The organism is Streptomyces sp. M41(2017), assembly GCF_002078175.1.
In the GTDB taxonomy this organism is placed as follows: Bacteria; Actinomycetota; Actinomycetes; order Streptomycetales; family Streptomycetaceae; genus Streptomyces.
The window spans coordinates 353,916-380,124 of the sequence record NZ_MWFK01000002.1; the positions used below are offsets into that span (position 1 = coordinate 353,916).

Annotated in this window: 18 protein-coding genes and 1 pseudogene; 7 read left to right on the plus strand and 12 right to left on the minus strand. The window is 70.5% G+C overall.

The features are described 5' to 3' along the window. Window positions 1–617: 617 nt before the first annotated feature. Both B0675_RS27240 and B0675_RS27245 read right to left on the minus strand, forming a co-directional pair. Window positions 618–1,973: a beta-1,3-glucanase family protein gene (locus B0675_RS27240; RefSeq protein WP_081222256.1), complete on the minus strand. Its 1,356-nt coding sequence runs from the start codon at window positions 1,971–1,973 to the stop codon at window positions 618–620. Between the two features lie 286 nt (window positions 1,974–2,259). Then, window positions 2,260–3,018: a DeoR/GlpR family DNA-binding transcription regulator gene (locus tag B0675_RS27245; RefSeq protein WP_081222257.1), complete on the minus strand. Its 759-nt coding sequence runs from the start codon at window positions 3,016–3,018 to the stop codon at window positions 2,260–2,262. Between the two features lie 73 nt (window positions 3,019–3,091). Between B0675_RS27245 and B0675_RS27250 the strand changes: the two genes are divergently transcribed. After that, complete coding sequence (locus B0675_RS27250; RefSeq protein WP_081222258.1) at window positions 3,092–4,282, plus strand: MFS transporter; 1,191 nt, start codon at window positions 3,092–3,094, stop codon at window positions 4,280–4,282. 58 nt (window positions 4,283–4,340) lie between these two features. Here the strand turns inward: B0675_RS27250 and B0675_RS27255 are convergent, their stop codons facing one another. The 5 genes from B0675_RS27255 to B0675_RS27275 form a co-directional block, all read right to left on the minus strand. Beyond that, window positions 4,341–6,302, minus strand: coding sequence for a serine/threonine-protein kinase (locus B0675_RS27255; RefSeq protein ID WP_081222259.1), 1,962 nt, complete (start codon window positions 6,300–6,302; stop codon window positions 4,341–4,343). Window positions 6,303–6,413: 111 nt separating this feature from the next. Then, complete coding sequence (locus tag B0675_RS27260) at window positions 6,414–8,009, minus strand: vWA domain-containing protein (RefSeq protein ID WP_081222260.1); 1,596 nt, start codon at window positions 8,007–8,009, stop codon at window positions 6,414–6,416. 97 nt (window positions 8,010–8,106) lie between these two features. Next, entirely contained in the window at window positions 8,107–10,713 is a 2,607-nt protein-coding gene (locus B0675_RS27265) for a hypothetical protein (RefSeq protein ID WP_081222261.1), read from the minus strand. Window positions 10,714–10,756: 43 nt separating this feature from the next. Continuing rightward, on the minus strand, window positions 10,757–12,166 hold the full coding sequence (locus B0675_RS27270; protein ID WP_081222262.1) for a hypothetical protein: 1,410 nt from the start codon (window positions 12,164–12,166) through the stop codon (window positions 10,757–10,759). Between the two features lie 93 nt (window positions 12,167–12,259). Next, window positions 12,260–13,693, minus strand: a complete 1,434-nt coding sequence (locus B0675_RS27275; protein ID WP_081222263.1) for a hypothetical protein — start codon at window positions 13,691–13,693, stop codon at window positions 12,260–12,262. Window positions 13,694–14,682: 989 nt separating this feature from the next. On the opposite strand from B0675_RS27275, the gene B0675_RS27280 reads away from it, so the two are divergent. After that, window positions 14,683–14,892, plus strand: coding sequence for a hypothetical protein (locus B0675_RS27280; RefSeq protein WP_081222264.1), 210 nt, complete (start codon window positions 14,683–14,685; stop codon window positions 14,890–14,892). 79 nt (window positions 14,893–14,971) lie between these two features. Here B0675_RS27280 and B0675_RS27285 read toward each other — a convergent pair whose 3' ends face one another. Both B0675_RS27285 and B0675_RS27290 read right to left on the minus strand, forming a co-directional pair. Continuing rightward, complete coding sequence (locus B0675_RS27285) at window positions 14,972–16,528, minus strand: FAD-dependent oxidoreductase (protein WP_081223911.1); 1,557 nt, start codon at window positions 16,526–16,528, stop codon at window positions 14,972–14,974. 19 nt (window positions 16,529–16,547) lie between these two features. Continuing rightward, window positions 16,548–16,985 carry a hypothetical protein gene (locus B0675_RS27290; RefSeq protein WP_143661124.1) on the minus strand — a complete coding sequence of 146 codons (438 nt, stop codon included), beginning with the start codon at window positions 16,983–16,985 and terminating at the stop codon, window positions 16,548–16,550. Between the two features lie 155 nt (window positions 16,986–17,140). Here B0675_RS27290 and B0675_RS42215 point away from each other — a divergent pair. Further along, window positions 17,141–17,248 (plus strand): annotated as a pseudogene (locus B0675_RS42215) (4-oxalocrotonate tautomerase); the annotation flags it as partial. Window positions 17,249–17,329: 81 nt separating this feature from the next. Here the strand turns inward: B0675_RS42215 and B0675_RS27295 are convergent. Next, complete coding sequence (locus B0675_RS27295) at window positions 17,330–18,265, minus strand: LysR family transcriptional regulator (RefSeq protein ID WP_081222266.1); 936 nt, start codon at window positions 18,263–18,265, stop codon at window positions 17,330–17,332. A 133-nt stretch (window positions 18,266–18,398) separates the two neighbouring features. Here B0675_RS27295 and B0675_RS27300 point away from each other — a divergent pair, with 133 nt between their 5' ends. Further along, a complete protein-coding gene (locus B0675_RS27300) occupies window positions 18,399–19,679 on the plus strand; it encodes an MFS transporter (RefSeq protein ID WP_081222267.1) in 1,281 nt (426 codons plus the stop codon). Between the two features lie 118 nt (window positions 19,680–19,797). Here B0675_RS27300 and B0675_RS27305 read toward each other — a convergent pair whose 3' ends face one another. Beyond that, window positions 19,798–20,205, minus strand: coding sequence for a PPOX class F420-dependent oxidoreductase (locus B0675_RS27305; RefSeq protein WP_081222268.1), 408 nt, complete (start codon window positions 20,203–20,205; stop codon window positions 19,798–19,800). A gap of 342 nt (window positions 20,206–20,547) precedes the next feature. Here B0675_RS27305 and B0675_RS42220 point away from each other — a divergent pair, with 342 nt between their 5' ends. From B0675_RS42220 to B0675_RS42225, 3 genes are all read left to right on the plus strand, one after another. Continuing rightward, entirely contained in the window at window positions 20,548–21,138 is a 591-nt protein-coding gene (locus tag B0675_RS42220; RefSeq protein WP_241540020.1) for a hypothetical protein, read from the plus strand. A 628-nt stretch (window positions 21,139–21,766) separates the two neighbouring features. Continuing rightward, window positions 21,767–23,146: an FG-GAP-like repeat-containing protein gene (locus tag B0675_RS27320; protein ID WP_081222270.1), complete on the plus strand. Its 1,380-nt coding sequence runs from the start codon at window positions 21,767–21,769 to the stop codon at window positions 23,144–23,146. Between the two features lie 290 nt (window positions 23,147–23,436). After that, window positions 23,437–23,904 (plus strand): DUF6083 domain-containing protein, encoded by a 468-nt coding sequence (locus B0675_RS42225; RefSeq protein WP_241540021.1) that lies wholly within the window; start codon window positions 23,437–23,439, stop codon window positions 23,902–23,904. Between the two features lie 961 nt (window positions 23,905–24,865). Here the strand turns inward: B0675_RS42225 and B0675_RS27330 are convergent. Next, window positions 24,866–26,092 (minus strand): RNA-guided endonuclease TnpB family protein, encoded by a 1,227-nt coding sequence (locus tag B0675_RS27330; RefSeq protein WP_081222271.1) that lies wholly within the window; start codon window positions 26,090–26,092, stop codon window positions 24,866–24,868. Window positions 26,093–26,209: the final 117 nt, after the last annotated feature.

A 26,209-nucleotide genomic window follows, 5' to 3' on the forward strand; every position in this document is an offset into this window, starting at 1 on the left:
ACGAGAACTCCCGGCGAAGCTAGCTACAGGGCAGGGGCATGTCAACGCATAGCGCAACGACTTGGCATTCCTTGAACCTTGGGCCGTGAGACTCGCCGGGGGCCCCGGAGCGTCCGGCCGCCCCATGGCTTACTGCGCCGCCGCCCTCGACACGGCACTGCGGCGATGCGGGAGCGACGGGAATACAACAAGCCCCGCCTCCAGTGTTCTGGAGACGGGGCCGTGAGAGCGCCGGGCAGGCCTTGCACCTGCATCTCCCCGCAGGAAGCGGGACGTCTTTCCTTGGACCACCAACGCGCGTCGCTCCTACCCGAGTTCGGGCGGACCGCTCAAGATCGATGCTAGCGCACCGAGGGGGACCCGTTCAAACTCGCGTGCGACGCGGTGTCCGGAGCCGCCGCTCCCCCAACACCCGTCCGCGGCAGGGCAAGCGGATTGCTTCGCCCGGCCGGTCCGCGGGCACCGCGAGGGCGCCCGCCGCCCCGGCGCGCGAGAACACGCCGGGGCGGCGGACAGGCGGACACCGCGACGACAGCGCGGCTGGTACGTGCCGCATCGACTGTTCCGGTGGGTCGTGGTCGGCGGCGTCGAACCCACCGTCCCGCCCGCAGTGGCCGTTACCAGCCGACGGCGACCAGCAGCCACTGCGGGCTGCCGTGGGAGATGAAGGAGGACTGTCCCGCCACATCGTCGTAGGGGAAGCCGTAGGCCAGTCCGTTGATGGCGTTGTCGTGCCAGAACTTGGCGTAGTAGTTCGCGGGCGCGGCCTTGTAGTACTGGGCCGGGTCCCCCTGCTGGGAGGCGGGCAGGGTGGCCACGTGACGGTTGAGCGCTGCGCACATGTCGGGGTCGCCGGCCAGGGCGGCCGCGCAGCCGAAGATGTCGGAGGTGGCGGCGTTGACGCCGACGGACTGGGCGTAGGACGTGAAGTAGTTGGCGTTGGCGCCACCGGCCCGGAAGCTCGGGTCGCTGCCGGGGGCGATGATCCGGTACGGGGCCTGCGTCTGGGACAGCACCTTGAACGGGGCGGGAACGGCGTCGGTGAACCGTTGGAACGTCGCCGCGCGGTCTTCGGCGAAGGTCTGCCGGTTCTCGCCGACTTCGGCGTCGTACCCGTCCTTGCTGTGCAGTCGCATGGCCAGCTTGAGGCCGAAGGCGTCGACCCGGGTGGTGTTGCCGTTGAAGACGTTGTTTCCGACGGTGAACTCGATGAAGTCGTAGTAGGCGCTGTTCGGTGAGCCCAGGTAGAAGTACATGCGCCCCGCGGAGTTGGCCGGCATGTCGAGGTAGGGCTGCTCGGCGATGGAGTGGACCTGGCCGTTGAAGCTCCAGTACACCTGGCTGTCGGGGTACCTGCCGTTGGTGCGGTTGAGGATCTTCACCTCCACCGCGTTGTTGGCGGCGGGGATGTCGCTCGTGCTGCCCCAGAAGCTGTCGGGCGGAGTCGTACTGCCGGGGCCGTAGACCTGGAACTCCCAGAGGGAGTAGCCGTAGGGAGTGGCCCGGGCCGTCCCGGAGAGGCGGACGTATCTGCCGCTGCCGGTGATGTTGAGGGTCTGGGTACCGCCGGTGGCGGTCGTCGTGGAGTACACGGTGGCCCAGGTGTTGGCGTCGGTGGAGGTCTGGATCTGGAAGGACTTGGCGTAGGCCGCTTCCCAGTTCAGGGTGACGCGCGTGAGTTGCTGGACGGATCCGAGGTCGACCTGGAGCCACTGCGGGTCGGCGAAGGCCGAGGACCAGCGGGTTCCGGCGTTGCCGTCGACGGCGGCGGCCGCGGGGAAGCTTCCGTTCTCCGTCGACGAGGCGGTCGCGGGCCGCCCCTGGGACAGCAGCTGGTCGGCGGCGTGCGCCGGTGAGGGATTCAGGGCGGCGAAGCACGCTAGGAGCAGGACGAGTACCAGACCAAGGGCGGTACGCGTCCGGGCGGTTGCTCGCGATGGTCTGGAAAGGGGCACGCTGGCGCTGAACTGCATGCGGGTTCTCCTCAAGCCGAGGCGGCGCGGTGGGGGTGGAGCAACTGCAAAGTGAGAGCGCTCTCCCGGGTTGTATCTCCACTCGTTGCGGGCGTCAACAACTGAAGCCGAATCGAGGAGGATTCAGGCTGCGGAGTCGGAACGGGTCTGCCGTGGACACGTGGGACGCCGCTCGCGGATTGGCCTGTTCGGACCTTGATCGGACGGCACGCGCACGCAGCGGGCCCGCGTTCAACACTTGACGAGGCGGGACGACGGGAACCCTCGACTCCGATCCGAAGTCCGGTCACACCTGTCGTACGCTCACGCCTGCCGCGGCCAGGGCCTCCATCTGTTCCTGGGGAGCGTGCTCGTCCGTGACGACCACGTCGAGTGCCGAGACGGGTGCGACTACGGCGAGGGCCGTGCGGGACACCTTGGCGCCCTCGGTGACGGCGATGACGCGACGGGAGGCGGCGATGGCCGCCCGCTTGACCGCGGCGTCGTCCAGGTCGTACGCGGTCAGTCCGTTCACCGCGTCGAGTCCGCAGCACCCGATGAGGGCGGTATCGAAGCGGAGCGAGGCCAGCGACGCCTCGGTCAGGGGTCCGGTCAGGGCCAGTTCGCCCTGCCGCGTCAGACCTCCTGGGACCAGCAGGGTCAACTGGGGAGCGTCGGCCAGTGCGTTGACGGCGTGCAACGACAGGGGCATCACCGTGATCCGGCGGCCCTTCAGCGCGCGGGCCACTTCGAGGCAGGTCGTCCCACTGTCGAGGACGACGGACTCGCCGTCCGTGATGAGCTGCGCCGCTTCGGCGGCGATGCGCCGCTTGGCTTCGAGGCCGTCGTGGACGCGCATCGAGAACGGCGGCTCGTCACCGCGCAGCAGCAGGCTCCGTGCGCCGCCGCGGTACCGCTCCAGTACACCCTGGGCCGCCAGAGCCTCCAGGTCGCGGCGGACGGTCATCTCCGAGGTGCCCGTCAGCTCGGCCAGCTCGGCAACGCCCACGCTGCCCGCCGCCTGCACGGCCTCGGTGATCTGCCTCAGTCGGTCGGTCCCAGCCATGCCCTCGATTAAACACAATTGCTGTTCGAACCACCACCTTTCAAAACAGCTTTTTGTTCGTTACGTTTGAAACGTGGAAAGACATCTGCGGGCCGCCCGGCTGGCCACCTTCGCCTACTTCGTCCTGAACGGCTTCCTCATGGGGATGTGGATCGTCCACATCCCCACCATCGAACAGCGCGTCGGGATCGGTCACGCCACACTCGGCTGGCTCCTGCTGCTCCTGGGCGCGGGCGCCTTCGGGGGCATGCAGGCCGTCGGGCCGCTGACCGATCGCTTCGGCGCCCGCACCGTCGTTCCGCTCAGCGCGGCGCTGTGCAGCGCCACCGTCGCACTGCCCGGCCTGGCCGGGAACGTGTGGACCCTCGGCGCCGCGCTCCTCGCGCTCGGCGTCGGCAACGGCTGCCTCGACGTGAGCATGAACGCGCACGCCGTCCAGGTGGAGCACGCTTACCGACGCCCCGTGATGTCCGCGTTCCACGCCACCTTCTCCATAGGCGGGGTGTTCGCCGCCTTGGTCGGCGCCGGCACCCTCGGCTGGGGATGGAGTCCGGCGACCACCTTGTCGGCCGTCGCCGCCCTCGGCGTCGCCGCCTCCGTCCTGGCGGCCCCCCTGCTCCTGGCCTCGGAGCGGCCACCGGCCCCGGACCCCGCCGCTCCCGCCGCGACTGGCAGGCGCAGGACGCCCCGGCACATCTGGATGCTCGCCGTACTGGCTTTGATGATCATGCTGTGCGAAGGCGTCGCCAACGACTGGAGCACGCTCCACCTGCGCCGGGTCCTGGACGCGCCCCCGGCGACGGCCGCCCTCGCGTACGGAGCGTTCGCCACCGCCATGACCGTCGGCCGCCTGCTCGCCGACCGGTTCGCGGCGCGCTACGGCCCCACGGCCATCCTCCGGTACGGGGCGTCCGTCGCCGCTCTCGGACTCGCCGCGGCCGCGCTGTCCGACTGGATCCCGTTGGCGCTGGCCGGCTGGGCGGTGTTCGGAGCGGGGCTGTCCGGCTGTGTCCCGCAGCTCTTCAGCGCCGCCGGGCACGCCGATCAGGACGCCGCAGGCGCGAACGTCTCCCGTGTCGCGGGCCTGGGCTACCTCGGCATGCTCGCCGGCCCTGCCGTGATCGGCCCGCTGACCCGGTTCGTCCCCCTCGACGTCACCTTCTTTCTCCCCGTCGCGTTCTGCGTCGTCGCGGCCTGCTCGGCAGGGATCGTCCGCCCGCGCCCGCACGTCTCGGGGCGGGTCGAGCTGGAGACCGCGGGGTGAGCTGATCCCCTCAAGGGGGCTGCTCCCCCGGGCACCCCGGACGGAGAGCGGTCCGCGTTCACCGTCCGGGCGCCGGCTCCGAGACGCCGGACGTCGGCAGGGCGTGGAGTGCGCCGTGGGAAGCGGTGGCGTAGATCGTGCGGCTGACGGGCGCGTACGTGGTCGCGAGGATCTGGCCGCCGAGATCGAGGCTCTGCAACGAGGAGCCGTCCCGCGCGTCCAGGAGATGCAGCCGGCCGTGCCAGCCACCGGCGTAGATCGCCGAACCGTCGGTGCACAGCGTGAAGAACTCCTCGCCCTCGGCATGCTCCACGCACCAGAGGACCTCGCCGGTGGCGACGCTGCGGCAGTGCACGACGCCCGCGGTGTCCGCGATGAACAGCCTGTCGCCGATACTGAGCGGCGCAGCCACGACCGGTGCGCCGAGTTCCGCCTCCCACAGGGTGGATCCGTCGGCCGCCCCCAAGGACCGCAGGCCGCCGTCCGCGTCGGCGACGACGAGCGCCTGCTCCAGGGCCAGGGGTGAGGTGAGCAGGGCGGCGGGAAGCCGTACGGCCTGCTTCCAGCGGATGCCGCCGTTCTCGTCGTCGACCGCGAGCAGTTCGCGGCCCTCTCCGGCCGACAGGTACACCTGGCGGGCGTCGGCCGCGACCGGTTCCGCCGGGCCGCCTCCCTCGTCGGTGAGCGGTTCGGTCCGCCACCAGACGCGCCGCGTGACGGCGTCGAAGTGGTGGAGGCAGCCGGTGCTGTCCCCGAGGAACACGCTCTGACCGCGCAGGAGTACGCGCGCGTCGGTGAGGCTTCCCGCGGGGACGGACCACCAGCGGGTACGGGAGCGGGTGTCCCACGACTCCACCCGGCCGCCGGAGTCGCTGATGAGCAACAGGGCTCCTTCCGCGTGGAGTCGGACGGGCGCGGTGAAGTCTCGCAGGTGGTCTGCCTGCTCCCCTGTCGCCCCGTCCAGCCAGCGCACGCCACTGTGGTCCGCGACGACCACGCCGCCCTGTTCCGTGGCCACCGCCGTGTGCGGCCACTCCCCCACGTCGGTGCGCCAGCTGCGTCGGCCGGGCCGGAACGGGACCGTCAGGTCCGCCGCGTTGCCGACGCCCGCGAGGAAGCGGCCCAGTTCGGACCGGTAGGCGGCGAGAGTGCGGCCGGTGCCGTCGGGGAGTCGCAGCGTGCCGGGCAGGCCGAGGCATCGGGCGACCTCGTCGAGAGCGGGCCGGTCAGCCGGGTCCTCCGCGAGACAGGAGCGGATCATCCCGCCGATCGTGTCGTCGGGCAGGCCTGTCAGGTCGGGTGCCGTGCCGGACACACGGCGCATGAGCATCGCGCGCGCGTTGCTCTCGCCGGTGTAGGGCGGGTGCCCGGTGAGTGCGTACAGGACGATCCCGCCGATGCCGAAGACGTCGGTCGCGGCGGTCGTCTTCGCGAGTCCGAGGATCTGCTCGGGTGCGCAGAAATGGGGATGGCCGATCACGGTGTCGAGGGAGACGGTGACCCGCTGGCCGCGGATGCGCGTCAGCCCGAAGTCGATGATCCAGGGACCGTCCGACGTGAGCAGGACGTTGCCCGGATGCAGGTCGCGGTGCAACAGGCCTTTGCCGTGTGCCGTGTTGAGTGTGTCGACGAGTTCGGCGGCGATGGCGTGCACGGTGTGGCGGGGCAGTGCTCCGCCGTGCGACTCGATGATCTGGTGCAAGGACAGCCCGGGGATGAAGCGCGTGGCCAGGGTGGGGCGGCGTCCGCTCCCGAAGTCGAACGAGAGCAGTTCGGGGATGCGTGCGCCCTTGCACCGGTCGAGGGCCTTGCTCTCCTGGTGGAAGCGCTGCAGGTGCTGGGTGTCGTCGGCGAACTCGGCCTTGAGGAGTTTGACGGCGCCCAGCGTGTCCAGTCCGCGGTTCTCCCCGACGGGCCGGCCGAGGTAGACGGTACCGAACCCGCCCGTGCCCAGCCTGCCCAGGAGGCGGAATCCACCGGCTTCCGCGGGGTCCACGGCCGGGTCCAACGGCTGCACCATGGAGGGTCCTTTCTGAAGGGGGCCGGGGGTGTCGTCGCGGCCACGAGCCCTGCGGGCGGCCGGCGGTACGGCAGAACCGCGGCCCGTGCCTGGGCCGGCTCGGGATGGAACTCAGTGCAGGGCAACGGCCGGCCGGCTCTGCGTCTCGTGGGAGAAGCCGATCCCGCACAGCACCGTCGACTTGCCGATCTCACAGGTGCCGCTGTCGCGCAGCCGGTCGTCGCCGGGCCTCGGTGCCTCACGGACGCACTGCAGGGCGAGGACGAGCCGGCCTCCTTCGTGCCGGCCCCGCACGGAGATCCGCGCCCGCACGTTGCCGGCGTCGGTCTCCTGGCTGACCTCCCTGCCGCCCAGCAGAATGGTCTGTCGCTCGCCCGAACGCAGGTCCGTCACGACCAGCGCCCCGGACAGCTTCGGGTTGCGTCGCTTGTACGTGCGCCAGGCGGCCGCCGCGCCCAGCAGGGCGACGAGCAGGATCGACGGGTACAGCCAGCCGGGGGTGCGGGCGGGAACGGTGCCCACCAGGTCCACGTCGGTGACGGTGGGCCGGCCCGTGGTGAATTTGGCGTACCCGATCGAGCTGCGCACCGTGCGCGTCCACGGCGAGGAGACCTCGGCGCGGATTCTCACTCCGGCGCGGAAGTCGCGCGTGCCCGGCAGCAGGCCGAACTCGGCGTCCTGGGACCAGGTCAGCGTCGCCTCGACGGTCCAGCTCCGTCCGGGACCGATCGTCACCGGCGTGGCCGGAGCGGTGAGATGGACCGTCGCGTCCCCCGTTGCCGCGTCGGCCGTGAGGTCGACGTTCAGCGGGACGTGCCGGGCGTGCGAGGTCAGCGTGACGCGGACGGTCTCGGACCGCTCTCCGGTGCCGCCCCCGGCAGGCAGTGTGACCTTCCCCGTGTCGTGCCGTTCGAGTCCCTCGCCCTGGACGGAGACGGCGACCTGTTCGCCCTGGTCGGCACGCAGGACACTCTCGGCCTTCTCGGCCCGCACCCGTTCCTTGGCGTCGTTGAGCTGCGAGCCCAGGGCCGCGGGGTCGACGGGCAGGATCCGTGGAGCCCCGAAGGCGCTGCCGAGGACTTCGGACACCTGTGTGCCGTCGGCGAGGGGCAGGCCGTAGCCGATGACGTCGCGGTTGGTGCCGAGGGCGTCGTACCGGGCCCTGAGCTGCTTCCACGCGGGTGTGCCGAGGCGGGCGTAGGGGCTGTCGGGTGCGTTGACGGCGCCGTCGGTGAGCATGAGGACCGCTCCGACGGGTGCCGTGCTGCGGTCGAGCTGGTCGGCGGCGACGTTCAGGGCGGCTCCGTGGTCACTGGCCGTCTCCTCGGCGGCGCGCGGGAGTTCCTTGCTGAGCAGCTTGCCGGTCCGGTTCGCCGGGGACATCGGGTGGACGACACTGGTGGCGCGCCCGAAGGTGACGACGGCCACCTCGTCGGCCGGAGTGAGGGTCTTGAGGAAGGAGCCGAGGCGCTTCTTGACGGTGGAGTACAGCGGCTCTCCGTCGGGGCCCTTGTCCTGCATGGAACTGGAGGTGTCGACGAGGACGACGTACGCCGCGGGGACGTCGTCGACCTTGAGCGACCGGTAGATGCCGTCGCGGGGCAGGGGCTTGTCGGTGGCGGTGGCCGGTGCGGCGCCCGCCGCCGCGAGGGCGCCGGCTGTGGTCAGCAGCAGGGCGAGGCGCGCGGAGGCCCGGATGGTGTGCATGAGATGTCCCCCAAGGACGAGCGTGTACGGGTCGGAGTCGGGTCCTGGCGCGCTCCGGAGCGGCGGTCGAGGAACGCCGTCGGGGCGGGATGCGTGCTTACGGACGGATGTGGGAGACGCCGGCGTCGAGCCCGCGCAGCCGGTCGATCTCGTGGTCCATCTGCTTCTGTTCGTGGGCCAGATCCCGTATCTGACGGGCGTTGTCGGCGCGCCGCTTCTTCAGGCAGTCGACGGCGTGGCGGATGTAGGCCTGCCACAGCGCGGGATCGGGCCCTCGGCGCAGTGCCAGTTCGAGTCGGCCGGTCTCCTGGTCCGCCCGGTGCGGGCCGTCCTGCGTCGTCCAGGCGTTGCGGTAGGCCGTGAGGATGTCGAGGATCCGTTCCCCGACCGGGCCCCGCGCCGCCCAGGACCGCAGGGGGGCGCAGAGTTCGTCGGGGTCGGCGCCCGCACGGTGTGCATCGAGCAGCCGGGCGGCGAGTACGCGGCGGTCCTCCGCGGTGTTCCCGACGGCGCGAGCGGTCCGGTGCACCGTGCGCAGGGAGAGGGCCGGCGCCAGTTCCGGTCGGTGCCGGGCGATCCGGTCGAGCCAGCGGGTGTCCTGCTCCGTCTCGTTCCAGAGGGGACTCCGGGTCAGCCGCGCCACGGCGTCGACGACCACGAGGTGAGTGGAGGAGCCGGGCCCCTCCAGCAGCCGCAGGGTGAGGTCGCGGCCGGTGTCGTCGGGTCCCTCGCCGGTCTCCGGGTCGACGGAGAGGATCTCGTCCAGCAGGCCTTTCACGACCGTGGCCGCGTGTTCGCGGACGAGGGGCGAGTCGAGTTCCGCCTGCAGGGTCGAGGCGTATCCGGCGAGCCGGGTGGTGACGCCGGCCGAGCCGGCCGGCTCCGGTGTGCGGGTGAGGGCGAAGAAGCCCTCGGGCAGCCGGTCGGTGAGCGAGCACAGCATGTCCCAGCGTGCGGCGGTCTCGGGGCGCAGCTGGTACGGCGGGCGGTCCAACGCGCGGTGGAGCTGCGCCTGCGGTGTCGGGTCGGCCGGGTCGGTCGGGGTGCTCCGGCACGCGCAGGCCACGAGTCCTTCGAAGAAGCCGCCCCTGAGGAGGAGGTCGGCGAGTCCACAGGCTGCGGCCGCCGCCAACAGCCGCGTGGCCGGCCCCGGATGAGCCTCGGTCCACTTCCTCGAGAGATCGACCGTCACACTCCCGCTCACCAACAGGGCGTACAGCGGCGCGAGTTCGGGGCTGCCCGGCACGTCGGGCACCGACTCGTCGCAGAGCCAGCGCAGCCAGGCCAGGACCTGCGGGGCCGGGTCGTGCTGGTGCGCGCACACGGCCTGCACGAGCCGTCCCGCCAGGCCCGGGAGGCTCAGCAGCTGCGACTGGGTGAAGGCCATCGTGCCGGGGCTGAAGGCGGCGATGGTGGGCAGCAGCCGGTCGACGACGGGATCCTGCGCGTCCACCGAGGCACGTCGCCGTACCTGGTCGACCACGCAGGCCAGGGCGCGGTCGAGTGGATCGCGGCCCTCACGCGTGTCGGGAGTCGCTTCGCGCAGGGACTCGAACCGGCCGCGGGCGTTGTCGAGGTGTCCGTCGAGCAGGTCGTCCACGAGCTGCTCCCAGAACGCCTGGGACACCTCCGCCTGAGGGAGATGGCGGGCCATGGCGCTCAGGTCGGTGGACCGCCCGGCCAGTTTGGCCGCGGACAGCACGGCGACGGACTGGGTGTCGAAGACCTCGTGGCGCAGGGCGTCGTCGATCAACTGGTCGTCCACCGTCCGTCCGTGGCGCACCTCCTGCGCGAGAGCCAGCCCCGGGTTGAGCCCGGACAGAATGTGCAGGGCGTCGGCGTGCACGTGCGCCGAGTCGAGGTCGAGGGGGGCGCGGGAGCGGGCGAGATGGGCGACGACGGTCTCGGCTCCGTGGGTGTGCCATGCCTCGATGAGGAGGTCGAAGTAGGAGCGCGCGCCGGGGGACAGCCGGTCGAGGTCGGGGAGGCCGCCGTCCCAGACCAGGCCCGTGACGCCCGGCGACTCGTCGGCGACGCCCCAGTACAGACGCATGGGCACCTGGGATCCCGAGGAACTGCCGGTCGCGGCGGACAGCGAGGCGCGTACGCCGAAGGGGAGCATCGCGGCGACGCAGTCCAGTACCTGGAGCAGGTCGAGGGGCTTGTAGTCGCGGGCGCCCGTCACCACGACGGGGCCGTCGAGGAGGCAGGCCGCGGCTGCCGCGAGCCAGTGGCTGCCCGCGGTCACCCGGTCGCTGATGGCGCTGCCCACATGGGCGAGGAGCCCGCCGCCGTCTCCGACGGGCAGCTGGACGGGCGCGACGCCGGACGCGGGGACGAACGGGACGGCTTCGACCGCGGCCCTGGCCATGTCGCACCAGCCGAGGGAGAGTTCACCGATCCGGTCGGTGGGGACGGCGAAGTGGTGGATCCGGTGGATCGTCCGGTTCGTCCGGTCCACGTTTTCGGTGCTGTCCAGCACGTAGATGCCGAGGGTGTCGGTCCCGTCCGGGGTCCGCCCGGGTCCGATGGTGATCCAGGGGAGTTGGTCGCCGCGCGCCGGCGTGCCCGGCGACCAGTGGAGGATCGAGGCGTTGTAGTCGGCGCTCCGGTCGGGCGGATAGGCCGCCAACACCTTGTAGCCGCTGTTGGTCCGGGGCTCCTTGCCCCACAGGGCCCAGTGGGCGGTCAGTCCCGGTGGCATGGCGTGTGGTCTCCTCTCGTGGCGGTGGTGCGGTGCCGGGGGGTCAGGATTGCTGGGGGCCGACGCCCCGCAGGAAGAGGAACGGTTCGAGGATGTTCACGGGCCGGGGCGGCGCGACGAGCCGTACGTCGTCCTCCACGGGATTCACCAGGGACGGGTTCTCGAAGTCGAAGCCGCGCTCGGGATCGATCCAGAACCCGACGGCCGAGCACACGAAGTACCCGACCCGCTCGGGGGCGAAGTACTGCTCGATCTGTTGCTGGATCTCGCGCAGGCTGCCGTGCGGGAACGCATGGCACAGTCCGTCGAACAGGCGCTTGGCGTCCATCACTTCGGGCTGTCCGGTGCGAGGGTTGAGGCGGACGTTGCCCTGCTCGCAGGCGAAGCGGAACACCCGGTCGTCGTCGAACTTGGCGAGACAGACGGCGATGCTGTGCGGCAGCTTGTTGCCGTGGCGTTCGCCGCGCATGTTGACCTCGGTGGCCACTCCCCCGAGGACGTCGGTGAAGAAGTCCGCGTTCTGGCGGGCGTCGTCGGCCACGGGTCCCTCGTCGCCGTTGACCTGCCACTCGCGGACGGGGTCCACCACGTACACCATGGCCCGGGCCGTCCCGAGGTCCTTGATGAGCTTGCCCCCCAGTGCCGCACCGGTCTGCGACCGAAGGTCGAACGCCTCGCCCGGCAGATCCCGGAGCGTCACCTTGAACTCCGTCAGGTCGCGGCGATCGGCACCGCGCCGCCAGCGCTTGCCGCCGCCGCGCGCGAAGCGTGTTCCGCCGAGGTTTCCGGCCAGGGTGAAGCGGACCGGCCGCTGCTCGGTCAGTGTGGCGGGCGGGAACGTCCGGTCGCGGTAGAGGGTGTGTGCCAGGTCGCTCAGGAATTTCTGGGAGGCGTGGTCCTCCGGCCACATGTTCCACTCTCCGTACATGGGGTCCTGTACGGCTCGGGACAGCGCGGCGAGGAGCGTCGATTTGCCGCTTCCCATGCCGCCCCAGAGGGTGATCGTCGATTCGGGTGCGGAGGCGTCGTCCGCACCCTGCTGGGCGGCCTCTTTCCGGGAGGCCTTCTCCGAGGCCGTCTTCCCGCCGGACTTGGCCCGTTTCCCGCTCGGGGAGGCCTCCTCCAGCTTCTCCATGAAGACGGGCGGCGGGGCCTCGGCCCTGCGCCCGGGGTCGGTGGTGGGCGGGCCAGGATCCCTGGCCTTGTCGTCGTACGGCGAGGTGGGCGCGGGTACGGGCGGGGCGGCGGAGCCCCCGTTCACCGGCGCGGAGCCGGGGGCGCTCCGGGGGGCGCCGACCGGCGCCTGCACGGGTGCCGGTGGCAGTGCGGCCCTGCCACCCACCAGGGTGGAGGGGTCGAAGACGGCGAACGGTCCCTCACCCGACCTGTCGCGTCTCTTCCGCTCCGGCCTGTCGTCGCCGGTGCCCTCGGCCCGCTCGTCCTTGATGACCATGGTGGTCTCCCCCCAGGTGTCGGCGGCGGTACGGTCCCGCCGCGCGGTTGCTGTGCCGCGCACCCCCCGGTGCGCGGCTACGTCGTGGAGTCGTCAGCCGGCTGCCGCGGGCAGCCAGTCGCCCCCTGCTCCGTCGGACACGACCAACCGGATCGGTGTGCCGTCCTCGGGCAGCCCGAGGGCGGGTGCCGCGACGGCGGAGGCGATGGAACGGGGATCGTGCCCCGCCGCGAAACGCCCCTCGGCGCCGAACAGGTCCCAGGCGCGGTCGGCCCACTGCGCGAGATGCGGCTCGCCCGCCAGCCGGTCCATCCACGTCGGCTCGTCGACGACCGCGACACAGGCGACGCCGTCGTAGTGGCGTACCGACCGCAGTGCGGCCTCCCACTCCAGCCGGTCCGGACAGATGCGTACCGCCGCACCGCGCCGGAGCACTCGCGGTGGCCGGTTCCGTGGATGCGGGGGCCGGGAGCCGACGACGAGGAGGACCCGGTGGCTGTCCGGGCGCCACGCGTCGCGCCAGTAGGACAGTTCGTGCGGTACGTGTTCGAGGCCGGTGGCGAAGTCGTGCCGCAGCGCGCTTCGGTGCCAGCCGCCGAGTGCCTGTTCGGCGGCCTGCGGATCCGACAGGGCCACCCGGTGGACGAGCGGATCGCTGTGGTGGGGCCGGTCGAGGGGAGCGTGGTCGCGGTATCCGATCAGTCCGATCCGGAGTGTGTCCTCGTCCCCCACGGCGTCCCGGACGGCCGCGACGACGGCCGCCGCTTCCTGGAGCCGCTCCTCCACGGCCACGCCTCCGTCGGCCTGGGGCCCCGCGATCTCGACGGCGAGCACCAGGTCGACGGGGCGTGGCCGGGACAGCCTGCGCGGAGTGTGGAGCGCGAGTGCGGCCCATGGCGACGTCTCGGGCTCGTGACGACCGTCGTACCGGAGCTCCACCCGGTCCGGGGCGGTGAGCCGGTAGCGCAGTACGGCCCGTGCGCCCGGCGGAAGTTCGAGGCGGTCGGCCCGCAGGGGCTTCCAGTGCGACGGTGCGTCCTCGGGTCCGGCCGAGACGACCGCGGCGACGCTCTGGCCTGCGGTGGCACCGCCCGGTGGGGCCGCCACGGACACCCTGACGTCGGGGCCGGCGTCGCTGTCCGTGGGATCGCTCGGCCGGCTGCCCGCCGGGAACAGCATGTGCCGCACCAGCCCGACCGTGCCGGAGACGCCGTCGACGTGGGCGCCCGCGAGCCAGACGGAGTGCCGCAGCGGCAGCCCGGCGAAGAGGTCGATCGGTGTCTCGGGCCAGTGGACGGGCAACCGCACACGCAGTACCGACTCCTCGTCGGCCCGCAGCACCTCGGCAGCCTGCTCGACGAGCGGCCAGCCGGCGGCTCGTACGACGAGCACGAGGGGCCCGGCCGAAGACGGACACCGGCGGGCGAAGGCGCACAGGCGGCTTCCCAGTGAAGCGACGACGTCGACGGACTCACCGCCGGGTCCGGGGTTCGCCCTGCCGTGCGCAGACGCCGCCCGGTCGTCCATGGTGGGAAGTCCCGTGTCCGCTGCGGCGGTTCCCCCGGCGAGAAGGAAGAGGCGGAGGAGCCGTGCGGAAGGAAGTCCTTCGCCGGCGGACAAGGCATCGAGCCAATCCGCTTCGGCGAGTTGCCGGATATCCAGCCCGGAGCGATCGTCGTCATAGGAGACACGTGTCATGCGGAGCCGCTCGCAACCGACCTCCACCATGCGCACGGACGGACAACGCCCGGATGCCAGGGACGTGAGAATCCAGCCGAGCCCCGACCGTGTGACACGGGCCCGTTCCGCATCCTGTACGTCGCGCCACGCGCGTCGCCATGCCTGGGGTTCCGGTGGCGAATCCGCCAACAGAGCTGCCACAGGGGCCTGTTCAGGCGTCCGCGATGGCGAAATGCGCGCCGTGTCCAGTACGTCGGCGACACGCAGCGCGGCACGGAGGTTCCCGTTCTCGTCGTCTCTCCCGGATTCCGCCCGCACGAATTCCCCCCGTCCCGCTGCAATCACCGGTGCTTCAACTGCCCTACGAATAGGCATTGTTCACGACGGTCCGGACGTGACTACGTCCCGACCGAGAGCACGCAGGTCTGATCACACAACCCCCGGAGTCCCCACTCCGCTTACGCGTCACACTAATAGTCACGCGAGGGCCATCGCAGCATTTTCGGCAGCATCTCGACGACATTCGGCCAGCTCGATTCCCCACCCCGAATTCGAAGCGAACAGAATTCCTAATCAGTCGAACGTGCTCTAATTTTCAGGCCTTTACGACCCAGGATCGGCGTCGGCTGCGGGTTGGCGCACGGGGACCAACAGCGGGACAGGGGCCGGGGGGGACAATGCTCGGCATGACCACTTGAAGAGCGCACCACGGCCGTCGAGGCTGGTCGAAGGTCGCGACATGGGACACGACCTTCGACGGGGACCAGCGGATCTGTGCGGCGTGCGGGACACCTGTCCACTCGTACCAGTACCGCCACTACCCGCCCGACTCGGCGATGTTCGAACGCTGCGTCGGGCTCGCCTGGTGCTCGGGCTGCCGGATCTACTCCGGCTCGATGGTGCACGTTCCGAGGAAGCGCGTCCTCGTGGACGCGCTGGCGTCACTGCCGGAGGAGGAGCGGGAACGGGTCGGTCGGAGCGAGACACGGCTGGTCGAGTTCCTTGCCCGCCGCGCCCGGAGCGAGGCCGCACCTCCGGCTTCTTGATCGCCTCCGAATACCTCGTCCCCTGACGCCGACCTCCCTGAATCCAGCCGCATCAGGGAAGCCGGTGCCCGCTCTCGATCTAGACCCCCGCCGGAACGCTCCCGGTCAAGACCGGAGTGGCGGATTCCATTGTCGCGACTCCGCTCCTCGGAGTCAGCCAGGCTGTGACCGCCTCGTCGATGTCGACGAGGTCCCCGGCCGTGTCCGCCGCCCAGGCGATGTAACCGTCCGGGCGCAGCAGCAGGGCGGCACACGGGAGTCCGGGAACGGGTGCCGAGCGCACGACGCGCAACGCACCGCGCAGCCTCGGCGGCGGAGCCCAGTCCGGGGCCGTGGGCCCGAAGCGCACCAAGGTCATGCACCCGTCGGCCAGGAGCCTGATCGCATCGACGGGCCCGTTGTCCGTGGCCAGTTCGAGGTTGTAGAGGAATCGCCCCTCCCAGAGGGACGGATACCTCGATCGTGGCGGCAGCACCGTGTCCTGCCCGCTGACCATCAGGGCAAGCCGCACCGTTTCGGTGGCGACGTCCGCCGCGGTTCCCGTGGCTGCGGTCAGCTCCGCGAGGGACACGGGTGTGTTGACCGGTCGCATCAGGTCCACCTGTTTCCGCACCTGCTCCAGCAGACGGGCCGCGGCGGGCCTGCGCTCCGCGTCGTACGAGTCCAGCAGCCCTTCGGCGGCCACCCCCCGCACGGTGAACGCGAGCTTCCATCCGAGGTTCAGGGCATCGAGCAGTCCTGTGCTCAACCCCTGTGCTCCGATGGGGAAATGAACATGGGCGGCGTCCCCGACCAGGAGGAGCCGGCCCGAGCGGTAGGACCGGGCGAGGCGGGAGAAGTCGCTGAAGCGGCTCAGCGAGCACGGTTCGTCCATGTCGATGTCCCGGCCCATGACCTTCGACGTCGCACGCCGGAACTCCTCAAGTCCCAACGGGAGCCTGTGATCCGCAGCAGGCGTCAGGCAGTCGACGACCCGCAGATGCCACCGGCCGTCGTGCGTCTCCTTGGCGACGGCCCAGCCGCGCGGGGTGCGATGCCATCCCGGCTCGGGGACCCCCTCCCCCGCGCACCGCACGACCCCCACCATCGCGGACACGGTCGGGGCGGACTCGTCGGCGGGGATCCCGCCGAGGGCCCGTACGGCGCTCCGGGCACCATCGGCCCCGACGACGTAAGCGGCCTCGAACTCGACCCTCCCCCTGGGGTGTTCGGCCGTGACCACGACCGACCGCTCGCTGTGTTCGAGGCCGACCACGCGGTACTGCCGTAGCACCAGTGCTCCCGCGGCGCGGGCGCGCTCCTCGAAGTCCCGTTCAAGGACGGCCTGGGGCCGCTTCAGCAGCGGCTCCGGTTCACCGGCCGGGGCGGTCAGTTCCAGGCCCCAGAGGCCCGCGAAGTGGAAGGGAGCGGACACCGCCTCCTCGGTCAACGGGAGGGCGGGAGCGGGCAGATACCCCCGGCGCGCCAGGACCTGGGCCGTACGAGCGTGCAGGGTGGTCGCCCTGGGGCGGCCGGACACCTCGGCCCTCTCCTCCAGCACCACCGTCCGCACCCCGTAGCGGGCCAGTTCGGTCGCGAGCAGCAGCCCCACGGGGCCACCGCCCACGATCACGACATCCGTTCGGACACACTCCATCAACGTCGCCCCCCAGCGGTCACACAACACCGACGTCTTCGTCACCGGACGCACAAAAATATACCGGTCGCCTGGTTGTTTTCTCAGGGCTCCGCAGGAGCCTGTTCCAGCCAACTCCGAACAGCGGCATCCCAGCATCGCTTGACGAAGGGGCCGGGATCTCGCGCCAACGGTTCCGCTCAGGTCGTGCCGTGCCGTCCTGGCACCGCGATGCGGTCGAGCCGGCGAACCAGAGGCCGTAGCCCTCGCCCGCGGTCCTCGGCCGGCCGAGGACCCTGGCGATGACCGCATCCCTCAGCAGGTGGGAGGCCGTCGGATCGTCGAACAACGACGGCGTCGCGATCTGGTCGAGCGCGAGGCCGACGTTCGCGGACATCGACTCGGCCGCGATGTGGGGATCGACCTTCAGCGCGCCCACCGCCGCACAGCGCACGAGTTCCGCGACGAGCAGGTCCAACACCTGCTTCCGCGCGGTGGAGCGCCGGATTCTCCTCGGCGAACGCCATGTGCCCGTCCCAGCAGGCCGGCGACCGGCTCCTCGGTCCGTTCTTTGGCTGTTTTCAGTGCGGTGTTTCGCTCGTAGCCGTGATCCCCAACCCGTCGAGCAGCCCCGCGGAGGTCTACGGCGAACGCGCCCGGGCCGACACGTTGGTGATCATCGACAAGGTGGCTGGGGGCGGTTGGGGCCCGGGCGGGACCGTTCTCACGTCCGAGCTGCTCGGTACGAGCCGATCACCGGAAGGTCGGGGCGACGCCCGCCGGGGACCGGCCTCTGCCTCACGTCCCGCGTGGCGGCTCCGGTCAGCTCTCCGACACCCAGTCCGGCACCCACGTGCCGGCCGCGCCGTACCGGGCGTCCGAGGCGGCCAGGTGGGTACGAAGGGTGGCCAACGCGGGATGGGGGTTGTCGCGGTGCCACAGGAGGGAGTGCGGGTAGACCGGCATGGGGTCGGTCACCGGGATCATGCGCAGGCCGTAGCCGGCGGGCCAGACATGCCGGGTGTGCTCGCCCATGAAGGTGGCCAGGGCCGGAGTGTCGGCGATGGTGTCCAGAAGGGCGTCCGAGCCGAAGTTGGGGCCGGTCGCCTCGATGGTGAGCCCGAACTCGGCGACCAGGTCGTCGTAGAAGACGGCCCACTCGGTACCAGGGACGATGCCCGGCATCCAGATCCGGTGCCCCACGAGCTGCGCGACGGTGACCGACCGGGAGCCCGCCAGCGCGTGGGCGGGTCCGGTCATCAGCTGAAGCGGCTCGTCCAGCACCCGGACCGATGCGATGTCCGGGGGCAGGGGCTTGCCCGGGACGGCGACGGCGCGGAAGGACGCGTCGATGGTGCCGGAGCGGATGGCGGCGACGGCCGTCTCGATGTCGAACAACATCACCACGTCGAGCTCGATCTCGGGATGCGCCCGGTGGAAGCCGCGCAGCAGGCCCGCCGCCGCGCCGCGCGAGGCGATCACGTCGACGCGCAACGCGCGGCGCCCGGCGTGGACCGACGCGAGCGCGCGCTCGGCGACGCGCAGCAGCTCGCGCGCGTGAGGCAGGAACGCCTGGCCGTCGATGGTGAGCTCGGCGCCGCGCGGAGTGCGGGTGAACAACCGCACCCCCAGGTTGCGCTCCAGTACCGCGATGCGTTTCGAGACGGCCTGCTGGGTGATAGCCAGCTCGGCCGCGGCCTCCTGGAACTGCCCCGCGTCGGCGGCGGCGACGAAGGTCCGAACGGTGTCGAGGTCCATTCCACCACCCTATGTACACAACCGATGGTTGTGCGCAGGCGGTCCCGCGGTTGTTTGATCCTGCGGAAGCCGCCCGCTTTGATGCTCCTGATCGCGCAATGGTTGTACGGGTGGGAAGCGAGGAACTCAGGGCATGAAGAGTGGCCGGCAGCCCCGAAGGCCGTTCGGACCGCTGCTCGGGCATCGGCTGGGACGGCCGTTCGGCTGGCTCTGGGGAGCGTACGGAACCAGCGCGCTCGGCACGTGGCTCGCCTTCGGCGCGTTCCCGCTGATCGCCATCCAGGTGCTGCACGCCGGCCCGGCCCGGGTCGCCGCGCTCTCCTCCGTGGGAGCGGCGGTGGGTGCGGCGGTGGCGGTGCCGCTCGGCCCGTGGGTGGAGTTCCGCCGCAAGCGGCCGGTGCTGATCACCATGGACCTGGCGCGGTTCGCGGCGCTTCTGACGATCCCGGTCGCCTTCGCGTGCGGCGTGCTCACCTTCGTTCAGCTGTTGCTGGTGTCCGTGGTCGTCGCGGCGGGTGACATCACCTTCCGCGCCGCCTCGGGCGCCTACCTGAAGACGCTGCTGCCGTCGGAGGATCTGCTCGTCGCCAACGCGCGCTTCGAGTCCACGGCCTGGACGACCACGATCATCGGCCCACCGCTGGGAGGCGCGGCCATCGGGATCCTCGGCCCGGTGGCCACCGTGGTGGCCGACGCGGTGACCTACCTCCTCTCGGCCCTGGGCATCCGCGCGTCGGGGGGCCGCGAACCCCTGCCGGTACGGCGGGAGGCACGGCGCATGCGGGTCCGCGACCTGCTCGACGGGTGGCGATACATCCTCGCCGACGCGACACTGCGCCCGCTGTTCTTCAACACCGCCCTGTTCAACGGCTTGGTGATGGCCACGGAACCGTTGCTCGCCGTCCTCATGCTCAGCCGGCTCGGATACGAGCCGTGGCAGTACGGTCTCGCCTTCGCCGCACCCTCCGTCGGCGGCCTGCTCGGCTCACGTCTCGCCCGGCCGCTCGCCGCCCGGTTCGGTCAGCACCGGATCCTGCGCGGAGCCGGAACACTGCGCGCGATCTGGCCCATCGGCCTGGCGTTCATCGGATCCGGAACTCCGGGCCTGCTGCTGGTGATGGGTGTCGAACTCGGGCTGATCTTCTGCTGCGGGGTCTTCAACCCGGTCTACGCGACCTACCGACTCCAGCGCACCGCGCCTGAGCGGGTGGCCCGGACACTGACGGCGTGGACCGTGACGACCAAGGCGACGACGGCGCTCCTCACCGCGCTCTGGGGAGCACTCGCCGCCCTGCTCGGCCCGCGTACCGCCCTGGCCCTCGCCGGTGTCCTCCTGCTGACGACCCCCCTGCTGCTCCCCCGCCGAGCAACCGCACCGGTCGACGGGCGGGTACCGGAACTGGCGGGTCCCTGACGGCCGGCCGGGGAGGGCGCGGCCGTCCGAGGGCTGGGCCGGGCGCGCCCCTTCCCCGGGTCGGGGGCGGGGAGGGACGCGACGGACGTCCGTCCCCTGTCCGGGATGCCGCTCGGGATCAGATCGAGCCGACCACCTTGCGCGGGGTGACGCGGACGACGACGCGCTCGGCGTCGTCCTTCGAGGCGGGGTTGAAGTCAGCGTAGTCCTTGCCGGTGTACTTCCGCGACAGTTCGTCGATGAGTTCCTGACCGCCCTCCGTGGTCAGCGTGGCCGTGCCGCGGATCTCGGCGTAGGTGTAGGGCGCGTTCGGCGGGTTGATCATGACGGTGATCCGCGGGTCGTCCCGCAGGTTCTTCTCCTTGCGGCGGCCCACGGTCGTGGAGACCAACAGGTCATCTCCGTCCCGGCCGAGCCAGGTGATCGTCAGCTGCGGACTGCCGTCCGGCTGGATCGTGGCGATGGTGGCGAAGACCGGGTTGTCGTCGATGAGCTTCTTCAGGTCGTCGGAGAGTTCGGCAGACACGGAGCGGGTTCCTTCCCTCGGCTGGTTGCTGTCCCCGGGACAACTGCCCGCGCAGGAGATCAGCAACGGACAGCCTGCAAAATCCCGGCCGCGCCCGGCCCATCACGACAACTCGGCGCGCGGGCTTCACCCGTCCAACCCCATCCGGACGTGGCTCCGCCGACCCTGCGGACGCGAGAGAACGGGGGCCGCGGCGGCTCGCGGAGGCCGTTCATACGCCTGCGTCGGCAATCGACGGGCTCGCTCCACACGATCGGATGAACCCCGCCTTCGGCGGCAACCGCATGCCGGGCCCCTTGAGTCACACATCGCACATTCACCGCACCACCTCAGGGGGGAACCATGAACGACCCGCAGCAGCAGCCCGGCTGGGGAGGACCCCAGCAGCCCTACGGTCAGCAGCCGCCGTTCCCGCCTCAGCCACCCAAGAAGTCCGGTCGGGGGAAGCTTGTGGGGTTCGGCTGCCTCGGGTGTGCCGGAGTGCTCGTGGTGATCGGCATCATCGCCGCGGTCGCCAGTGGCGGCTCGGACTCGCCCAAGTCCACGTCGTCCGCTTCGAAGAGCGAGAAGTCTTCCGCGGACACGCACAAGAGCAGTGGCCGAAGCGCCGGCACGAAGCAGGGAACGGAGAAGAAGCTCGTCGTCTTCAAAGCGTGGGGCACCGCGCCGTCCGGTGCCCTCGGCCCGCTGGACATCACGTACGGCTCCGACACGGACAGCCGCAAAGGCACCTGGAAGAACGGCAGGTTCGAGACCACTCTGCCCTTCGACGAGAACGCCTTGTACTACTCGCTCACCGCACAACTGCAGGGTTCCGGCGACATCCACTGCTCGGTCACGGTCGCGGGCAACACGAAGAAGGGCCACGCGTCCGGCGGCTACAACATCTGCAACGCACAGCTCAGTTCCGGCCTGTTCGGCGACTGGAAGTAGGGGAGGCTGCCAAGGGGGTAGGGGCAGAGTCGCCTTCCGACCGTTCGCGCCGGTCCGTGGTCGTCGGCTGTCCCGCCGGTTCCACGGCCACCGCGACAGAGTGGCTCCGCAGACGGAGCGCCAGAATCTCCACCTCGACCAGGGTGCCGACGAAGCCGGCCGCGGCAAGGCGCGTGGCAGCCACCCGCGCTTCCCCCAGGGACAACCCGCGCACGGCACGAAGGCTCCGCAACACAGGCACGAGGCTCGGCGCGTCGCCGGTCAGACGCAACCGCGTCGGCCCGTGCTCCTGGAGCAGGGCCTGCCGAATGCTCTCGGGCGTGACGGGGCCTTCACCCTGCTCGCACCAGGCACTGGAGCAGTCCGCGCATCGCCCTTCCACCGTCCAGCACAGCGCTCCGTGGTCCAAGAACTGACCCACGTCGCACGTAGTGGTCCCACCGCAGTCGGCGCATCGGCCGGAGACTTCTGCTCCCTGTGTGATCACAGGTCTCCTTCGCTTCGTCGGTGAATCCTGATCGCGACCAGGATTGGCCGGCAGACGCGTACAACCAAATCGCCACCTCGACGGTCATTGAGTCGTCAGTGGTACGTCTCGTTGTCACATGTTGTTCACGGAGGCCCGTCAGTGCGCCGTTCTCTCACCATCGCAGTCGCTGTCGCGGCGCTCGTCACGGGTGCCGTGTGCGCCGCCGGCCCGGCCGGGGCTGCTCCGGTGGCGGCTGTGCCGGTCACGGACTTCAACGCCGACGGGTACGCTGACATCGCGGTCGCGGCGCCCGGTGGCACCGTGAACGGCAAGGACGACGCCGGGTACGTCACCGTCCTGTACGGATCCATCGGCGGTGTCGACACCAAGCGCCCTCAGGTCATCAGCCGCGCCTCCGCGGGCATACCCGGTGACGCCGTGAATTACGACTCCTTCGGCCGCGTGAGCGCCGCCCGGGACTTCGACGGCGACGGGTACACCGATCTCGTCGTCGGATCGGAGAACGGGCAGACGATCATCCTGTGGGGCTCCCCCACAGGACTGACGGACTCCGTCGCGCTCTCGCTCCCCCAGCACAGCGGCCCTCTGGCCGCGGGTGACATCAACGGCGACGGGCACGCGGACCTGGTCGTCGGCACAGGCCTGGTGGGTGTGGAGTTCGGTCCGATCTCGCGGACCGGCACGTCGTCGGGCCGCACCATCGTCCCCTTCGACAGCGAGAAGGACTCGCGCTACGAGTTCATCGTGGGCGACGTGACCGGTGACGGAGCCGACGACATCCTCACGACCCACGGCTTCGAGGACATGGGACACGGCACCCGCCTCTGGAAGGGTGGCAAGGACGGCTCCGTCACCCGTGTGCCGGGAGCGATCACCCCGTCCTCAGGAGGTGTCGTCGCCGACTTCGACCGTGACGGGTTCGGTGACTTCGCCACGTTCAAGTTCGGCACGAGCCAGGAGGACATCACCATCCGCCCCGGCACGGTCGAGATCCGCTACGGCTCACCCTCCGGCCTCTCCACCCGGACGACGACCATCACGCAGAACACTCCGGGGGTCCCCGGTGTCAACGAGACCGGGGACGAGTTCGGCCTCGCACTGGCAGCGGGCGACGTCACCGGCGACGGCTACCCTGACCTCGCCGTCGGGGTGCCCGGGGAGGACATCGGCAACACCGACTCGGCGGGCAGCGTCGTACTCCTCAAGGGCGGGCCCAAGGGCCCGACAGGCAGTGGAGCCCTCGCGTTCTCCCAGTCCACCAGTGGTGTCCCCGGCGCCTCGGAGCAGGGCGACCGTTTCGGCGAAGAGGTACAGCTCGCCGACGTCAACGACAACAACCGCGCGGATCTGATAGCCGCCGCTCCCTGGGAGGACGCCCCGAAGGTCGACTCCGGCGCGGCATGGGTCCTGCGCGGCTCGAAGAACGGCCCGGTCACCAGCAACATCGCGACCTTCAACCCCGCCGGACTCGGCACTCCGCAGGCCGACGCCCACTTCGGCTCCTCCTTCAGCCACTGAGGACCGCCGGGCTCCAGCGCGGCACCGGGGAACGGGAGCGGGACGAACCGGGTCGGGTGCGGGCGGCCTGCTGTGCCGACCGCACCGTCTCCGGCCTGTTACGCATGCCTCGGGCGCGGGAAGCGGACTCCTCGACGCGGGCCGGACTGCCGTGCCACGTACCGGAGTGCGTGGTGCTCTGATGCGGTAGGGGCCCCTGCGCCCCGATGTGCCGTGTGAAGTGCGACTTTGCCGAATAAGGCCGAAAGGCGCTCTGTCTCAAAGGTGTACCAGGCACTCACACTCGGAAAATGGCGGTTCTCAACAGTGTCGGCCTGCCTGAGTGCCTGTTGTGCTCCTCGAACGGGCCCGACGTTCGTGAGCGGGGACGGATCATTCGCCTGTCCGCCGAACTCTGCGACAGGTGCTGGAACAAGGTCGCCAATGAGCTTGCCCTGAGCGAAGGTGCCACAGCGGCGCCGGAGCCCGCGTTCGACCCGGACGACGTGGACCCGGTCGAGCCGCGTACATGCCGGCGTTGCAGCGCGCCGGTGCGTTGCTGTCCGACCAACTACGACCGTTGGGTCGAACTGGCGACGTTCGAGCTGCCCGCCAAGAAGGTCCCGCCCCCGCACCGTTGGCGCCTGATGCGCCCGAGGGCGGCGAACACCCCGATCCCTGTGGCGACCGTGGCCATCAGGATCGGCGCCATCGACCCGACACCGGGCGAGCCAGTCGTTCCCGCCCATGCGTTCGTGTGCCTGAGGCGCGAAGGCTGACGTCAGGTCCGCACCCGGCGTCGGCGATCGACAACTCGTGGAAGACCTGGTGCAGGCGGCACGTGCTGAAGAGCCGGGGGCAGGACCGGCAGCGAGAGCGGTGAGGCGTACCGCCGACATCCCCCGCGCTGCCACGGACCCAAGCCCTCGGGCGACGTACGTCAGGCATCAGCGCGATAGCTGCGGCAGTCCCTCAAAGGCTGCCGCAGCAAGACCGCCTCTGCCGCGCGGCCCCGTTACCGGCCTCGGGCATCTCCACGTCGCCGTTGCGTCGAGGGCGGCGGCGAGAAGGTCTCCTCTTCGTCTTCCAGTGGCGGCAGCTCGACCGTGTACTGCGGCTGAAGGAAGAGATTCTGGTGCTGTGGTGCGGTCGATGAGCCGGGTGAGATCCGCGTCGGCTGGGCGGGAGCGGAGCCGGGTGAGACAGAGGTCATGCACAACCGTCCGGAGTTGAGGGTCGCGCGGATCCGGGGCTGAGATGACGACCAGCGAAAAGCGGTACAGGCCTACCCCGTGTGCGCGGTTCCATTAGACCGCATCGAACGCCACCGAGCGTCCCCTCAGGTCCCCGGCAGCGCGAGGAGAGGGGCCTGTAAGCGCCGAGATGCCCGCGCTGACCGCCCTCAGGGCCGGTGACAGGACACGGAACGTGGCGCGCCCCGCTGCCACGCCGGCGAGGTCCTGGCCGGTGCACCGCTCCGGTCCCCGTCACGGTTCTCGCATCTGGGCCTCACGCCAACAGAGAAACCGGGGCAGGCCTTCATTGTCGGATCAGCCCCGGGGCTGCCGGCCGGCAGCCGGACTCCGCCTCTACACCTCCCGGCATCCGGCTCGGTCTGCTCACCGGCCTCGCCGCCACCGCGACGCTGCTGCTTCGCACTTCGCAACGGCCCTCACTGAACGGCGGCCGTTGCCAGGGCGAAGGTGAAACAGAACCGCGAGCCATTGACATCCTCGCCACCTAGAGAAGGGCGATTCCCGCCTGCCGCGCTGTTGTCAGGCGCGGTTTCGGGTGGGTTCCTGTTTCATCGCGCTGTGCCGGGACGAATCCCGGTCTTACCCGCGCTCCGCAGGCTGACACCGCCAGTCCGGCGGCCTTGGCGACGTTGACCGCCGCGTTGATGTCGCGATCCAGGACGGCCCCGCAGACTCCGCACTCCCACGTACGGAGGTGCAGTGGTTTGGGGCCTTCCTTGACGCGGCACTGCGAGCACGTCTGGGACGTAGGTTCGAACCGGCCGATCTTCAAGAGGATGCGTCCGTATCGAGCCGCCTTGTATTCCAGCATGGTCACGAACTGCGACCAGCCGGCGTCGTGGACTGACTTGGCCAGTTTCGTGCGGGCGAGTCCCTTAACCGCCAGGTCTTCCACCGCGATGGCTTGGTTTTCGCGGATCAGCTTGGTGGAGAGCTGGTGATGGAACTCGCGCCGTGCATCGGCCACCCTCGCGTGGGCGCGGGCCGCTTTGAGCCGGGCCTTTCCTCGGTTGTTGGATCCTTTCGCCTTCCGGGTCAGGGACTGGTGCGCCTTCTTGAGCTTCTTCTCGGCCCGCCGCAGGAAGCGGGGGCTGTCGATCTTCGTGCCGTCGGACAGGATCGCGAAGTGCGACAGGCCCAGGTCGATGCCGACTTCGGGCGTGGTCTCAGGCAGGACTTCGGACGGTTCGGTCTCGACCACGAAGGACGCGAAGTACCTTCCGGCGGCGTCCTTGATGACGGTGACAGTCGACGAGATGGAAGGCAGCGAACGGGACCACTTCACCCCCACGTCACCGATCTTGGGAAGGCGGAGCTTCCCGCCGGGCGTGATCTTCCATCCGGCGTTCGCGGTGAACCGTACGGCCTGCCGGTTGTCCTTGCTGGACTTGAACCGAGGCGCCCCCATCTTGGGCCGCTCGCCCTTGAGGCCGTCGAAGTAGTTCCGGTACGCGATGTCCAAGTCGCGAAGGGACTGCTGAAGAATCACTGACGAGACTTCGCCGAGCCACGCCCGTTCCGGGGTCTTCTTCGATGCCGTGAGCCGTTTCGACAACTCTCCCAAGGTGACGAACGACAGCCCTGCTGCGCGGGCGTCTTCACGGATACGCAACGCGTCGTTGAAGACAACCCGAGCGCACCCGAACGACCGTGTCAGCGCCGAGCGTTGTGCACCGTTCGGGTACAGGCGGAACCCGTACCTGAGTTGCATAGTGATCACCATACATACTTGATTCGTGTCGCCACGCTGGAACCCAAACCCCCAACGTGCGCACCGGACACCACGTCGTCTCCAACCGTGACGTCCACTCGGTTCTTCTCGCGAAGT